At 33.7% G+C, this 15,697-nt stretch carries 12 protein-coding genes; 11 read left to right on the plus strand and 1 reads right to left on the minus strand.

Going from position 1 to position 15,697, the window contains the following annotated elements:
* Positions 1 to 17: 17 nt before the first annotated feature.
* Positions 18 to 1,718, minus strand: a complete 1,701-nt coding sequence (locus tag RAH41_RS00005; RefSeq protein WP_331219691.1) for an Rqc2 family fibronectin-binding protein — start codon at positions 1,716 to 1,718, stop codon at positions 18 to 20.
* A gap of 415 nt (positions 1,719 to 2,133) precedes the next feature.
* Here RAH41_RS00005 and RAH41_RS00010 point away from each other — a divergent pair, with 415 nt between their 5' ends.
* From RAH41_RS00010 to RAH41_RS00060, 11 genes are all read left to right on the plus strand, one after another.
* A complete protein-coding gene (locus tag RAH41_RS00010; RefSeq protein ID WP_331219693.1) occupies positions 2,134 to 4,806 on the plus strand; it encodes a calcium-translocating P-type ATPase, SERCA-type in 2,673 nt (890 codons plus the stop codon).
* Between the two features lie 147 nt (positions 4,807 to 4,953).
* Entirely contained in the window at positions 4,954 to 5,823 is an 870-nt protein-coding gene (locus tag RAH41_RS00015; RefSeq protein WP_331219694.1) for a YicC/YloC family endoribonuclease, read from the plus strand.
* Positions 5,824 to 5,978: 155 nt separating this feature from the next.
* Positions 5,979 to 6,596 (plus strand): guanylate kinase, encoded by a 618-nt coding sequence (gene gmk, locus RAH41_RS00020; protein WP_331219696.1) that lies wholly within the window; start codon positions 5,979 to 5,981, stop codon positions 6,594 to 6,596.
* Positions 6,597 to 6,599: 3 nt separating this feature from the next.
* A complete protein-coding gene (rpoZ, locus tag RAH41_RS00025) occupies positions 6,600 to 6,812 on the plus strand; it encodes a DNA-directed RNA polymerase subunit omega (protein ID WP_098808998.1) in 213 nt (70 codons plus the stop codon).
* Positions 6,813 to 7,115: 303 nt separating this feature from the next.
* Positions 7,116 to 8,321 (plus strand): bifunctional phosphopantothenoylcysteine decarboxylase/phosphopantothenate--cysteine ligase CoaBC, encoded by a 1,206-nt coding sequence (gene coaBC, locus RAH41_RS00030; RefSeq protein ID WP_331219699.1) that lies wholly within the window; start codon positions 7,116 to 7,118, stop codon positions 8,319 to 8,321.
* Positions 8,318 to 10,717, plus strand: coding sequence for a primosomal protein N' (gene priA, locus RAH41_RS00035; RefSeq protein ID WP_331219700.1), 2,400 nt, complete (start codon positions 8,318 to 8,320; stop codon positions 10,715 to 10,717). Before coaBC ends, priA begins: the two co-directional genes overlap by 4 nt.
* A 349-nt stretch (positions 10,718 to 11,066) precedes the next feature.
* On the plus strand, positions 11,067 to 11,540 hold the full coding sequence (def, locus tag RAH41_RS00040) for a peptide deformylase (RefSeq protein WP_331219702.1): 474 nt from the start codon (positions 11,067 to 11,069) through the stop codon (positions 11,538 to 11,540).
* An 8-nt stretch (positions 11,541 to 11,548) separates the two neighbouring features.
* On the plus strand, positions 11,549 to 12,493 hold the full coding sequence (gene fmt / locus RAH41_RS00045; protein WP_331219704.1) for a methionyl-tRNA formyltransferase: 945 nt from the start codon (positions 11,549 to 11,551) through the stop codon (positions 12,491 to 12,493).
* Between the two features lies 1 nt (position 12,494).
* A complete protein-coding gene (gene rsmB, locus RAH41_RS00050) occupies positions 12,495 to 13,841 on the plus strand; it encodes a 16S rRNA (cytosine(967)-C(5))-methyltransferase RsmB (RefSeq protein ID WP_331219705.1) in 1,347 nt (448 codons plus the stop codon).
* Positions 13,842 to 13,843: 2 nt separating this feature from the next.
* Positions 13,844 to 14,935, plus strand: a complete 1,092-nt coding sequence (gene rlmN, locus RAH41_RS00055; protein WP_248266390.1) for a 23S rRNA (adenine(2503)-C(2))-methyltransferase RlmN — start codon at positions 13,844 to 13,846, stop codon at positions 14,933 to 14,935.
* Between the two features lie 4 nt (positions 14,936 to 14,939).
* Positions 14,940 to 15,692 (plus strand): Stp1/IreP family PP2C-type Ser/Thr phosphatase, encoded by a 753-nt coding sequence (locus RAH41_RS00060; RefSeq protein WP_097975522.1) that lies wholly within the window; start codon positions 14,940 to 14,942, stop codon positions 15,690 to 15,692.
* Positions 15,693 to 15,697: the final 5 nt, after the last annotated feature.

Here is a 15,697-nt window from a genome sequence, read left to right on the forward strand (position 1 = left end):
TTATAGGCACCATTTTTTTACTTCTTCAATTTTAAAACAAGTTCTTCGTCAGGAGTTACATAAACTGTATTGTTTTGTTCGTATATGACAAAACCTGGTTTGGAACCATTTGGTTTTTTGACATGGCGAATTTCTGTGTAATCAACTGGGACCGAGCTTGATTGTCGTGCTTTACTAAAATATGCAGCGATAATAGCTGCTTCTTTAATCGCGGTTTCACTAGGATTCTTAGCACGAATGACAACATGGGATCCTGGGATATCTTTTGTATGGAACCAAAGCTCGTCTCTACTCGCAAGTTTATTTGTTAAATAATCATTTTGTTTATTATTTTTACCGACTAATAATTGTTCGCCAGTCGTAGAGATGTATTCATCTAATGTAACTTTTTGTTTGTTAGACTTTTGGGCTTTTTTCAATTTTTTCTTTCTTATATAACCCGTCTCCACAAGTTCTTCTCTAATTTCTTCTAAATCACGAGGAGAAGCAGACTCGATTTGCTGGATAACTGTCTCTAAATAATCATTTTCTTCTTTCGTTAATTTAATTTGTTCTTTAATATGAGCGACTGAATTTTTAAGCTTTGTATATTTGGTGAAATAAGCTTGTGCATTTTCAGAAGGTGTTTTTAATGGCGATAAAGGAATGACCACAGTAGCACCATTTTCATCATAATAATTAATTACTTCTATTTCTTTCATACCTTTTTGTAGTGCAAACATATTTGCAGTAAGCAATTCGCCTTGTAACTGAATTTTATCTGCTTTATCTGTATCTTCAAGACTTTTGTGTAACTTTTTAATTTTTTTCTTATTTTTTGTTAGTTCATTTTGTAACAGTTTTTCTAAGTCTCCGCTTTGTTGTTTTACACGGTCACGTTCAGCTTTACCAAAGTAATAAACATCTAACAGCTCACTTAAGCTGTCGAAAACAGTTTGTTTGGCTTGTAAGTGAGATAAATTTATGAAATAAAACATTTCTCTCGATTCTAAGCGGAAAAGTGAAGGAGTAAACTTTTTTAATTGTATTTCATTCATAATTGATTTAAATGAATTATACACTTCTTCTTTTCCATTATAGACAATTTCATTTGCGAGCAATGGAGAGATTCCGGAGAACTGTTGAACAATTGCTTCGGATGGTGATTGATCACTTTGAGTAATTAAAAGATTAAATTCCTCTTTGGAAGTGACTTGAAATGGATCATGTTTTTCTTGATTAGGAGGAGATATATAAGTAGCACCGGGTTGTACAATTCGATGACGGTTAACAGCCATCGGTACGTGCTTTATACTATCTAAAATTACTTGTCTTTCCTCATCAATTAAAAGGATATTACTATGTCTACCCATTAGTTCAATGATCAATGTTCGGTATTGTTCATCACCAATTTCATTTCTACTACGAACTTTAATGTTAACAATTCGCTCGTGTTCAAATTGTGTAATGCTTTCAATAATTCCACCATTTAAATGTTTTCTCAAAAGCATTGTAAACATTGATGGTTCTGAAGGGGTATCGTAGTTTTGATTTGTAAAATGGAATCTTGCGTAACTAGGGTGAGCGCTTATTATAAGTTTGTAATTGGCACCATTTGCTCTTACAGTAAGTAGTACTTCATAGTTACTTGGTTGTACAATTTTTGATATTCTTCCAGTTGTTAATTTAGAAGCTACCTCGTTTGTCATAGCTCCTGTAAAAAGTCCGTCAAAAGACATATGTATCACGTCCTACTCTTAAAAACACTATTTTTATTTTTTAAATTTATAAATTTTTTATCATTATCAAAAAACGATGAGATGTTAAATGTGACTTAATATGAATGGGGATTAGTAAGTTGAGTTCCACTACAGAGTGCCCGAATACTATCCTAAAATTCCAATTAACTTCTAATTACTACTCTTTAAATCAACATAATTCTTTAACTGGCTCATATCCATTAAATAAACAATCAAGAAATTTCTCATGGATTTCAATCATACAATATCTTGATTGGTTTTGTCACAGTTCTAGTTGGTTAATAGCTAGATTTATTTTCATCATTATATCATTTATTTGGACGAGTCTGAATATGCTTTTATGAGAGGTAAGGGGGACAACTTACCTAATGTATAATTAGGGGTGAACGCGGGTATGAATTTTTATCGGATGAGAGCGGAAGAAGTCGTGCAAGTAACGAATACAAATGTTTCCTCCGGTTTAACTGATGAGGAGGTAAAAAAAAGGCGAGCAACTTTTGGGGCAAATGAATTAAGGGAATCAGAGAAAACTTCCAAACTCGTTTTATTTTTAAATCAGTTTAATGACTTTATGGTATTTGTTCTATTAGGTGCAACGATTATATCAATCTTTTTAAAGGAAGTAGTAGATGCAGTTGCGATTATGGCAATTGTATTAATTAACGGGATTTTAGGATATTTTCAAGAAGCTAAGGCAGAGAGATCATTGGAAGCTTTGAAAGAATTGGCTGCTCCACAAGTAAATGTTTTGCGTGATGGGCAATTTGTTAAGCTACCTTCAAGAGATTTAGTTGTTGGGGATATTATTAAGTTTTCAAGTGGCGATCGGATTGGTGCTGATATTCGCATAATCGAAGCATCAAGTTTATACATAGAAGAATCAGCGCTAACAGGGGAATCTGTTCCGGTTCAAAAAAGATTTGAATCCATACAGGTAGATGATATTGGTATTGGTGATCAAGATAATATGGGCTTTATGGGAACACTCGTAACGCGGGGAAATGGTAAAGGTGTTGTTGTATCGACAGGAATGAAAACAGCAATGGGTCAAATTGCGAATTTACTTCAAAATACTGAAACCATTGTTACCCCTTTACAAAGACGATTAGAACAATTAGGTAAAATATTGATTGTTTTAGCATTGTTTTTAACAGCTTTAGTTGTATTTATCGGTGTTTATCAAGGAAATGAATTATATCATATGTTTTTAGCGGGTGTGTCACTTGCAGTTGCTGCGATTCCAGAAGGTTTGCCAGCAATTGTAACAGTAGCTTTATCACTTGGTGTGCAACGGATGATTAAAAAGAAAGCAATCGTTCGAAAACTTCAAGCCGTTGAAACATTGGGTTGTGCTTCAGTCATTTGTTCAGATAAAACAGGGACTATGACAGAAAATAAAATGACTGTTACAAATATTTGGTCGGGCGGAACTAGTTATGAAGTATCTGGAAACGGATATGCAATCGATGGAGAATTTACAAATAAAGAGAGAACGATTAATCCAACTTTAAATAAACAATTATTCCAAACTCTTGTATTTGGATCAATTTGTAGTGATGCACAATTAATTCAAAAGAAAAAAGAAATCGTACTTGATGGAGATCCTACTGAAGGTGCAATTGTTGTTGCAGGTTATAAAGCTGGGATTGACCGTGAATACGTCAATTCAAATTTTACTAGAATACATGAGCTTCCTTTTGATAGTACACGGAAAATGATGTCGGTCGTTGTAAAAAATAAATCAGGTGAACAATTTGTAATTACAAAAGGTGCACCAGACGTCTTACTTTCAAAATGTAATACAATTTTATGGCATGAAAGAGAAGAACAATTAAATACGTTTAGACAAAATTCAGTTGAAAGTATAATCGAAACATATGCAAATAATGCACTTCGTACGATTGCGATTGCTTTTAAACCATTAAATCCAAATTCGATCATTGATGAAAGGGAACTCGAAAGCAATTTAACTTTTATTGGCTTACAAGGGATGATTGATCCACCTAGAGCAGAAGTTGCACAAGCCGTTCAAGAATGTAAAGAAGCTGGTATTAGGACGGTTATGATTACTGGGGATCATAAGTTAACTGCTTCTAGTATTGCTAGAAAACTAGGAATCTTAAGAGATAACGGTAGAGTAGTAGAAGGTAAAGAATTAGATGCACTTTCTGTAGAGCAGATTCAGGAATTTGTTGAAGATGCTGCTGTGTTTGCCCGAGTTTCACCTGAACATAAATTGAAAATTGTTAAAGCACTTCAAGCGAATGGACATATTGTAGCGATGACTGGTGATGGTGTAAATGATGCACCAGCCATTAAAGCAGCCGATATTGGAATTTCAATGGGGATTACTGGTACAGATGTAGCAAAGGAAGCTTCATCATTAGTATTACTAGATGATAATTTTGCGACAATTAAATCTGCAATTAAAGAAGGTCGCAATATTTATAGTAATATTCGTAAATTTATTCGTTATTTATTAGCTTCAAATGTTGGTGAAATTTTAGTTATGTTGTTTGCAATGTTATTAGCCTTACCGCTACCCCTTGTTCCAGTACAAATTCTATGGGTAAATCTAGTGACTGATGGTTTACCTGCAATGGCATTAGGTGTTGATTCAGCTGAAGATGATGTAATGAAAAGGAGTCCCCGCTCCTTAACAGAAGGTATTTTTGCAAGAGGATTAGGATGGAAAATTATTTCAAGAGGGTTTTTAATTGGATTTGTCACACTATTAGCTTTCATTATTTCCTATAATCAACATCCGAATCAACTAGAATATGCACAAACAGTTGCTTTTTCTACTTTAGTTTTAGCTCAATTGATTCATGTGTTTGATTGTAGAAGTGAGCGTTCCATTTTCCATCGAAATGTATTTGGAAATTTATATTTAATTGGTGCTGTGATCGTTTCAATGCTATTAATGCTCGTCGTTATTTACTATCCACCATTACAACCTATTTTCAAAACGATTCCGATTGTACCAAGAGATTGGTTCTTAATTGGAGGTCTATCATCAATTCCAACTTTTATGCTTGCGGGAGCATTATTTACTAAGAAAAAATAATTTACGAACAAAATGGATAACCAATTTAAAATATGTTATAATTCCTTAAGGTAGTAGAGGTATGCTCTATTACCTTTTCTCTTTTACATATTGAATGAAATTTGGGAAATAAATTAGAGAGAAAATTAGTGTATTGGAAGTGGAACAATGGTCGTAAGTATGACAGGGTATGGTAAAGCCATTTTGTCAAATGAACAGTACAAAATACATATTGAAATGAAAGCAGTGAATCATCGATACTTAGAGACAATCGTTCGAATGCCTAGGCAATTATTAGCATATGAAGATGCAATTAAGAAAATTGTAGCTGAGTATACTAGTCGAGGGCGAGTTGAGGTTTTTGTTACAATTGAGGGCTTATTACAACGTACGTTACAAATAGATGAAGGCTTAATTCAACAATATAAAAAAGCGATTGAACATCTTTCAGGTGAAGAGCAAAATAAATCTTCTTATAATCCAATCGATTTATTAAAGCTACCTGAAGTTACTACAGTAAGTGAAGTAGAACAAATCAATGATAATTTTGAAGAATTATTATTAACGACTACTGAAAATGCATGTCAGCAATTTTTTGATGTTAAGTGCAAAGAAGGTGGACAACTTAAAAAAGATTTAATAGAAAGATTAACAGCAATTGAAGAATGTAAAAAACAGATTACTTTGCATTCTCCTCTTGTTTTGAAATCATATCGTGAAAAACTTCAATCGAAATTAGCGGAAGTTGAACTAACAGCGATTGATGAGCAAAGATTATTAACAGAAATTATGCTCTTTGCCGATCGATGTGACATATCTGAGGAATTAGTTCGACTAACTAGTCATTTAGAATTATTTAATGAAACGTTACAAATAAAAGAATCAATTGGCCGAAAATTAGATTTCATCGTACAAGAAATGAATCGTGAAGTAAATACGATTGGTTCTAAAGCAAACTCATTAGATATTTCTAAACAAGTTGTTGAAATTAAAAATAATCTTGAAAAAATTAGAGAGCAAGTTCAAAATATTGAATAATGTAAAAGATTTGTTTATAGTTGCAAAGGTCCGGTAACAATGTGAAGTAGAAGACTAATTAATTTTTTATTAATTGACTCTAAATACACAAGAAGTAACAATAGATTGACCTTTAATAAATTAAACTGTCTAGAATTAGAAGGGTAGGGTCATAAATGAGGCATGAAAGAGGCTTATTAATCGTACTTTCTGGTCCATCAGGAGTAGGTAAGGGTACGGTGCGTAAAGCTATTTTTGATAATAAGGACTTAGATCTGCAATATAGTATTTCGATGACGACAAGAAATCCTCGTGAAGGTGAAGTACATGGAGTAGATTATTTCTTTACATCAAAAGAAGATTTCAAACAGAAAATAAATGAAAATAAGTTTCTTGAGTGGGCAGAGTTTGTAGGTAATTACTATGGAACGCCAATTGATTATGTTGAAAAAACATTAAGCGAAGGAAAAGACATTTTCCTAGAAATTGAAGTTCAAGGTGCCTTACAAGTAAAAAAAGCCTTTCCAGAAGGAATTTTTATTTTCTTAGCCCCTCCAAGTATGAGAGAATTACAAAATAGAATTGTAACAAGAGGTACAGAAACTGAAGAAGTAATTATGAATCGTATGAATGCAGCAAAAGAAGAAATTGAAATGATGGATGCTTACGATTATGTAGTTGAAAATGATCAAGTTGATTTAGCTTGTGACCGTATTAAAGCTATTATTTTAAGTGAACATTTAAAACGTGAACGAGTTGCAAATTATTATAAAAGAATGATGGAGGCCGAATAAACTATGTTATATCCTTCGATTGACCGTTTATTAACAAAATTAGACTCAAAATATACGCTAGTAACAGTTGCTTCAAAGCGTGCTCGCGAAATGCAAGTAAATAAAGATATTCGTGTTGAAAAACCAGTGTCTGATAAATTTGTAGGAAAAGCATTAGAAGAAATTAATGCTGGATTATTATCATATAGAAAACTTGAAGAAGTTAAAGAAGATTAATATTTAACTGTGTGATGAGGCTGTCCCAAAACATTTGCTAATTATCCATATGACTAAAAAGGACAACGTGGTGTTTAACACCTCTCCTAAAAGTTTCGTGGTGATTAGAAATGGGGGCAGTCTTATTTTTGTGATAAAATTGCCAAGAAATTTAATCGACGAAAAGCCTATGACGAGCTTTTTTAGAAAAGCCTATAACATTTATTTCAAGCATATTTGTGGTATCTTAGACATAGAACGTCAAAAAGACCTATTTTTTGACATATAACATAGAAAGAATAAAATTTGAAAGGGTGAAGGTGAGTGGAACAAAAAAAGATTCTCCTATGTGTTACAGGTGGAATTGCAGTCTATAAAGCAGCAGCACTTACAAGTAAATTAGTACAAGCAGGATATGACGTTAAAGTAATGATGAGCTTATCCGCTACAAAATTTGTGACACCTTTAACGTTTCAAGCTTTATCAAGAAATGATGTTTATATAGATACTTTTGATGAAAAAGATAGTTCAAAAATTGCACATATCGATTTAGGTGATTGGCCTGATTTAATAATCGTTGCCCCAGCATCTGCTAATACAATTGGAAAATTAGCAAATGGTCTTGGAGATGAAATGATTCAGGCAACATTACTGGCTGCAACAAAACCAGTTTGGATCGCACCAGCTATGAATGTTAATATGTATAACCATCCAATTGTTCAAAAGAATATGAACATATTAAAAGAGATTGGTCAACGATTTATTGAGCCAAATGAAGGATATTTAGCATGTGGCTATGTTGGAAAAGGTAGATTAGCAGAGCCAGAAGAAATCGTTCAAATCGTGAATGAACATTTTCAAAGTGATGTTAGTTTATTAAAAGGTAAAAAAATTATTATATCTGCTGGCCCAACAGTTGAAAAAATTGATCCAGTTCGTTTTGTTTCAAATCATTCAACGGGTAAGATGGGTTATAGTATCGCAGAAGTTGCAGTTTCTTTAGGAGCAGAGGTTATTCTCGTTTCTGGACCAACTAATTTAACACCACCTAAAGGGTGTAAATTTATCCAAACTGAGTCTGCTGAGGAAATGTTTGAAGCCATTTGGTCTTATTATAATGAAGCGGATGTTGTAATAAAAACAGCAGCAGTTGCAGATTACACACCTTCAATTACTTATGATCAAAAAGTGAAAAAAGCTAATGGTGATCTTTCAATAGCTTTTAAACGTACAAAGGATATTCTTCTAACATTAGGTCAACATAAAACACATCAAATTTTAGTAGGGTTTGCTGCAGAAACTGATCAAGTAGATGAGTATGCAAAAAGTAAACTTTTAAAGAAAAATGCTGATATGATTGTAGCTAATGATGTAACAAAAGCAGGGGCTGGCTTTGGATCTGATACGAATATTGTAACCATTTTTAAGCGTAATGGTGAAGTTAAGCCACTTCCTAAAATGAGTAAAAAAGAAGTAGCAGAAGAAATATTACTTGAAATTCATCACTTATTAAATGAGGTAGAAAGATGACATACGCATCAGTATTAGTTGATGTATCAGTCAGACAAACAGACCGTCCTTTTGATTACAAAGTACCAATTAGATGGCAGGATGCAATACAACCTGGAATGCGAGTAATTGTTCCTTTTGGGCCAAGGAAAGTTCAAGGATTCGTATTGTCTATTAAAGAAACGACTAATTTAGAGAAGGTAAAAGAAATTGAGGAAGTTCTTGATGTCATGCCAGTTTTAACAGAAGAACTTCTTCTTTTAGGTTCTTATCTATCTCAAAAAACACTTTGTTTTTTCATTTCTGCATATCAAGCAATGCTTCCGACTGCTATTAAAGCTGTATATAAAAAACATGTTCAAGTAACATCTGAAGAAGCTTTAGAACGTCTAGTCCCTGAATTAGCAAATCTTTTTTCAATCGTTAAAAGAAGAGAATGGACTGAAATAGAAAGTCTTGTTAGTAAAATTTCATTAGTTCAAAGAGCAATTAAAGAAGGATTGCTTGAAATTGAATATGAAGTGAAAAATAAAGCAAATAAAAAAACAGAACGTGTAGTTTCTCTATTAAAGGTATTGGACGAAGAATTACCTGTCATTAAATCTCCACAACAAAAAGACATTATAGAATACTTACGTATGAATGGACAAACAAGTGTGAAGGAGTTGAAAGAATGTCTTGGAATCACTGATTCACCTATAAAGACATTGGAGAAAAACGAGGTAATTTCAATTAAAACAGTTGAAGTTTATCGTGATCCATATGTGGGTAGGGAAATTGAACGTTCTAAGCCTTTACCATTAATAGAAGAACAACAGATTGCATTCGATCAAATCGTTTCTTCATTCCATGAAAAAAAGAATAAGATTCATCTTTTACACGGCGTAACAGGTAGTGGAAAGACAGAAGTATATTTACAAGCCATTCAAGAGGTCCTATCTGTTGGGAAAGAAGCAATCGTATTAGTACCAGAAATTTCACTTACCCCACAGATTGTAGGACGTTTTAAAAGTAGATTTGGAAATGATGTTGCAGTTCTACATAGTGGTTTATCTATTGGTGAGAAATATGATGAATGGAGAAAGATTCAAAGAAAAGAAGTTAAGGTAGTAGTTGGCGCCCGTTCAGCAATCTTTGCACCATTTGAAAACATAGGCATGATCATCATTGATGAAGAACATGAGACAACATATAAACAAGATGAACATCCAAGATACCATGCAAGAGATATTGCAATTTGGAGAGGAGAATATCATCATTGTCCGATTGTTTTAGGAAGTGCAACTCCTACACTTGAATCATTTGCTAGAGCCAGCAAAGGTGTTTATGAACTGAATACAATGTCAAAAAGGGTTAATCAAGGCCCATTACCTGAAGTGGAAATAGTCGATATGAGAGAACAATTAAGAATCGGAAATCGTACGATGTTTTCTACAGCTTTACATGAAAAAATAATTGAACGATTAGAGAAGAAAGAACAAATCATCTTATTTTTAAACCGTCGAGGCTATTCTTCGTTTGTAATGTGTAGGGATTGTGGTTACACGATTCAATGCCCCCATTGCGAGGTTTCCTTAACTTATCATAAACATAATCATCATCTAAAATGTCATTATTGCGGATATGAAACCTATATGCCAAAACAATGCCCATCTTGCCAAAGTGAACATATTCGATTTTTTGGAACTGGAACGCAAAAGGTAGAAGAGGCTATTACAAAAACCTACCCAGAAGCAAGAGTAATTAGGATGGATAATGATACAACTAGTCGTAAAGGTGCCCACGAAAAAATGCTTAAGCAATTTGGAAACGGTGAGGCTGATATATTACTAGGTACACAGATGATTGCAAAAGGACTTGATTTTCCAAATGTTACATTGGTTGGTGTTTTAGCAGCAGATAGTTCTCTTCATTTACCTGATTTCAGAGCAAGTGAGCGAACATTTAGCTTATTGACACAAGTAAGTGGAAGAGCTGGTCGTCATGATAAACCAGGTGAAGTAGTTATACAAACATATTCACCAGAGCATTATAGTATTGAATTAGCTAAAACACAGGACTATGTTGCGTTTTATGAAGAAGAAATGAAAATAAGACGTTCATTTCGATATCCACCTTTTTACTATTTAGTGTTAATCTCAATAGCACATAATGATTTGATAAAAACAGTAAAAGTAAGTGAACAAATTGCAGGCTATTTAAGAGAGTACTTATCAGAAGGATCAATTGTACTAGGACCAGTAGCATCACCAATCGCAAAAATAAAAGACCATTTTCGCTACCAATGTGTGATAAAATACAAATCTGAACCTGCACTCTATGACGTCCTAAACCGAATCCAACAATACTACCAAGACGAAACGGACAAAAGCAAACTACAATTAACAATCGACTTTCAACCTACTATGTTTATGTAACGAAAAGTGGAAGGCGTTTGCTCAGCCCCGACAAGCATAAGACAAAGGCCGATTAAGGTTGGTTTTTAACCTTTATTGGGCTTTGGCTTATGACCTCGAGGGGCTAACGCCTGGAACTAGACATAGCGAAAAGTGGAAGGCGTTTGCTCAGCCCCGACAAGCATAAGACAAAGGCCGATTAAGGTTGGTTTTTACCTTAATTGGACTTTGACTTATGACCTCGAGGGGCTAACGCCTGGAACTAGACATAGCGAAAAGTGGAGGCGACTGGTTAGATAAAGGCAAGCATAAGACAAAGGTCGTTTTTAGAAGTTAAATTTAACGTTCAATCAAGATAGGAGTTGTGAAATTGGCTTTATTAAAAATAGTAGAATATCCAAATGAAGTTCTTGAAACACCTTGTGAAAAAGTGACGACATTTGATAAAAATTTAGTAAAACTTTTAAATAATATGTATGAAACAATGCTAGCAGCAGATGGTGTTGGTTTAGCAGCTCCACAAGTTGGAATTCTGCAACAAGTAGCTGTTGTTGATGTTGAAGATGAGAATGGAAGAATTGATTTAATTAATCCAATCGTAATGGAAACAAAAGGCGAGCAAACTGATGTGGAAGGTTGTTTAAGTTTCCCTAACTTATATGGTGATGTAACAAGACCTAGCTATGCAAAAATCAAAGCACAAAATAAACGTGGAAAATATTTTATTATAGAAGCTCGTGGTTTTTTAGCTCGTGCACTTTTACATGAAATTGATCATTTAAATGGAGTTTTATTCACTTCTAAAGTCTCGAAATACTATGAAGAAAGTGAATTAGAAGGGTAGGCAAAAAAATGACAAAGATTGTTTTTATGGGGACGCCAGATTTTTCTGTTCCTGTTTTAAGAAGATTAATTGAAGAAGGATATGATGTAGTCGGTGTAGTAACTCAGCCAGATCGCCCTGTTGGTCGAAAAAGAGTGCTAACTCCACCACCTGTTAAAGTAGAGGCTTTAAAACATAATATCCCAGTATTACAACCTGAAAAAATTAGACTGCCAGAAGAAACAGAAAAAGTTTTGGCATTGAAGCCAGATTTAATTGTAACTGCAGCTTTTGGACAAATTCTTCCAACAGATATTCTTGAAGCTCCTAAATTTGGTTGTATAAATGTACATGCTTCATTGTTACCAGAATTACGAGGTGGGGCTCCAATTCATTATTCAATCATTCAAGGTAAGAGTGAAACTGGTGTAACAATTATGTATATGGTTGAAAAGTTGGATGCAGGTGATATGTTAGCTAAAGTCGTTGTTCCAATTGAAGAAAAAGATCACGTTGGAACGCTTCATGATAAATTAAGTATTGCTGGTGCGAATTTACTTTCAGAAACAATCCCACCATTATTAAAAGGTGAAATTACTGCAGTGAAGCAAGATGAAAGTAAAGTTAGCTTTGCGAAAAATATTAAGCGTGAGGAAGAACAAATAAATTGGTCAAAAACTGGTGAAGAGATTTATAATCACGTAAGAGGTTTACACCCTTGGCCAGTAGCTTATACTACATTAAACGGAGAAGTTTTAAAAGTTTGGTGGGGTGAAAAAGTAAATACGAATCAAAATTCTACATCAGGTGAAATCATTGATGTTTTAAACGATGGCATATTAGTGGCAACTGGTAATCATACGGCTATCAAAATTACTGATTTACAGCCTGCTGGTAAAAAGCGTATGGAAGCAAAGCAATATATTAATGGAGCAGGTTCTTTTATTGAACGTGGAATGAAGTTAGGAGAATAACATGAGTAAAAATGTACGAGAGATTGCCTTGGAGGCTCTTCTTTCAGTTTATAAAAATCAATCGTATAGTAATTTGTTAGTAAATAACTATATTCAAAAGAATGATTTATCTTCTGCTGATTCGGGACTATTAACAGAAATAATCTATGGAACAATCCAAAGAGATCAATTATTAGATTTTTATTTAGAGCCATTCATAAAAAATCAGAAGAAATTAGAAGAATGGGTTTATATTTTAATAAAACTTTCATTATATCAATTGCATTTTTTAGATCGTATTCCCCCTCACGCAGTTTTAAATGAGGCTGTTAATATTGCTAAAAAGCGAGGACATAAAGGAATTGCTTCTTTAGTAAATGGGGTTTTAAGAAATATTCAAAGAAATGGTTTACGATCAATTGATGAAATAAAGGACCCAATTGAAAAGCTTTCAATAGAAACCAATCATCCAAAATGGTTAATTGAACAATGGGTAAAAGAATTTGGAGAAGAAGAAACGAGAAAAATTTGTGAAGAGAACATACTTCCACCGTTTCAAACTGCAAGAGTCAATACAATGAAAGCAACAAGAGAAGAAGTGCTTAATATGCTTGAAGATGAAGGAGTACAAGTTAAGAAAGGAAAACTGTCTCCATTTGCAATAGAAATCCAAAAAGGAAATGTTGCTCATACAAAAGCATTTAAAGAAGGTTTCCTTTCAATTCAAGATGAAAGCTCGATGTTAGTTGCACAAGCACTTGGAGTTGAAAAAGGTGAAGATATTTTAGACACATGTGCAGCACCTGGAGGGAAATCAACACATATTGCTGAGTTGTTAGGCGGTACTGGATCAGTTACTTCATTAGATTTACACAAGCATAAAGTAAAATTAATAAAAGAACAAGCTAATCGTTTAGGGTTAGATAATATTGAAACGAAAGCGCTAGATGCTAGAAAAGCACCTGAAGAGTTTGAAGGAAGATTATTTGACAAAGTATTAGTAGATGCTCCATGTTCTGGTTTAGGGGTTATTCGTCGTAAACCAGATATTTTATTAAAAAAGAATGCTACTGATGTAACAAATTTACAAAGAGTCCAGAAGTCTATTTTAAACGAAGCTTCAAAGTTAGTTAAGCCAGGTGGAACTTTAGTATATAGTACTTGTACAGTTGGACATGAAGAAAATATTGATGTAGTCGAAGCTTTTTTAGATGAGCATAAAGATTATGAATTAGATCATTCATTAATTGATCATGTTCCGGAAAAATTAAATGAAAATGAATCCGTTCAAAAAGGGTATGTACAGCTTCTACCGCATTATTTTGGAACGGATGGATTTTTTATTGCAAGATTAAGGAAGAAGGTGTAACGTTGAAATTAGAAAATACTACAAATTCAGTCAAAATAGAAAAAACTCATAAACCCTCAATTTACTCGTTAAAAGTGAGTGATATAGAGGATTGGTTAAAGGCGCAAAAGCAGCAGGCTTTCCGTGCAAAGCAAATTTATAATTGGCTATACGTACAACGAGTTGAAAGCTTTGAAGAAATGCAAAATATTCCAAAAGAGCTACGTATGTTACTTGAAGAGAATTTTACTATAACAACATTAAAAACATTAGTGAAACAAACCTCTTCAGATGGTACTATGAAATTTTTATTTGAATTACATGATGGATATTCGATTGAAACTGTTTTAATGAGACATAATTATGGCAATTCTGTATGTGTAACGACACAAGTAGGTTGTCGAATTGGATGTACTTTTTGTGCATCGACACTTGGTGGTTTAAAACGAAATCTTGAAGCAGGTGAAATCGTTGCACAAGTATTAGAAGTACAACGTGCTATCGATGAAGTTGAAGAAAGAGTTAGCTCAATCGTAGTTATGGGTATAGGTGAACCATTTGATAATTATAACGGTTTAATGGATTTCTTAAGAATTGTTAATTCTGATAAAGGTCTTAACATTGGTGCAAGACATATTACAGTATCAACAAGTGGAATCATTCCAAAAATCTATAACTTTGCTGATGAAGGACTTCAAATTAATTTTGCGATTTCATTACATGCTCCTAACAGTGAGTTGCGTTCCAAATTAATGCCAATTAATCGTGCATACAAATTACCGGATTTAATGGACGCTGTTCGTTACTATGTTGAAAAAACTGGTAGACGTGTAACGTTTGAATATGGTTTATTCGGTGGTGAAAATGACCAAGTTGAGCATGCTGAAGAACTTTCTAAATTACTTAAAGGAGTTAAGTGTCATGTTAATTTAATTCCAGTTAACTACGTACCTGAAAGAGATTACGTAAGAACACCAAAGGAACAAATTTTTGCATTTGAAAAAGTACTTAAAAATAATGGAGTTAATGTTACAATTCGTCGTGAACAAGGTCATGATATAGATGCGGCTTGTGGACAGTTGCGTGCAAAGGAGCGTAAAGAGGAGACGAGGTGAAAGAATGCAAACTTTTTTTCAAACTGATACGGGGAAAGTTCGAGAGCATAATGAAGATAGCGTAGGTATATTTACGAACGATTCAGGGATCGTATTAGCTGTAGTTGCTGACGGTATGGGTGGCCATTTAGCTGGTGAAGTTGCCAGTATGATGGCAATCAATTTCCTTGAAGCAGAGTGGAAAAATACTAGTAATTTTGAAACACCGGTAGAAGCCGAATCATGGCTAAAAAATATTGTAGCGCAATTAAATACAAACTTATTAGTTCATTCAGAGCAAAATGAAGAGTGCAAGGGTATGGGGACAACCCTTGAAGCAATTATTTGTACTCCTTTATTTTTTACGATTGCACATATCGGTGATAGTAGAAGTTATTTAAGAAATGATGAAGGGTTTAAGCAAATAACAGAAGATCATACTTTTGTAGCTGAACTCGTTAAATTTGGGCAAATTTCTATGGAGGATGCAGAAATTCATCCACGTAAAAATGTTATAACGCGAGCACTTGGTACCGAGGAAACAGTTGATGTTGATATTAAAACTTTAACTTGGGAAGAAGATGATTTAATCATTTTATGTTCAGATGGTTTATCGAATAAAATCTCAAATGAACTTTTCAATGAAAAATTAAATGAAAATCTACCAATCGATATTCTCGGTAACCAATTGATTTCAATCGCAAATGATCTTGGTGGAGAAGATAACATCACGCTTGCCATTATTAAGTTTGAGCCTAGAAATATAGAGAAAGGGTGATGATG

This window comes from Gottfriedia acidiceleris (assembly GCF_036421055.1).
Classification (GTDB): Bacteria; Bacillota; Bacilli; order Bacillales; family Bacillaceae_G; genus Gottfriedia; species Gottfriedia acidiceleris_C.

Coding starts and splice junctions, on each gene's coding strand:
- RAH41_RS00005 (WP_331219691.1), bottom strand. CDS start 1,718: ATGTCTTTTGACGGACTTTTTACAGGAGCTATGACAAACGAGGTAGCT.
- RAH41_RS00010 (WP_331219693.1), top strand. CDS start 2,134: ATGAATTTTTATCGGATGAGAGCGGAAGAAGTCGTGCAAGTAACGAAT.
- RAH41_RS00015 (WP_331219694.1), top strand. CDS start 4,954: ATGGTCGTAAGTATGACAGGGTATGGTAAAGCCATTTTGTCAAATGAA.
- gmk (WP_331219696.1), top strand. CDS start 5,979: ATGAGGCATGAAAGAGGCTTATTAATCGTACTTTCTGGTCCATCAGGA.
- rpoZ (WP_098808998.1), top strand. CDS start 6,600: ATGTTATATCCTTCGATTGACCGTTTATTAACAAAATTAGACTCAAAA.
- priA (WP_331219700.1), top strand. CDS start 8,318: ATGACATACGCATCAGTATTAGTTGATGTATCAGTCAGACAAACAGAC.
- fmt (WP_331219704.1), top strand. CDS start 11,549: ATGACAAAGATTGTTTTTATGGGGACGCCAGATTTTTCTGTTCCTGTT.
- rsmB (WP_331219705.1), top strand. CDS start 12,495: ATGAGTAAAAATGTACGAGAGATTGCCTTGGAGGCTCTTCTTTCAGTT.
- RAH41_RS00060 (WP_097975522.1), top strand. CDS start 14,940: ATGCAAACTTTTTTTCAAACTGATACGGGGAAAGTTCGAGAGCATAAT.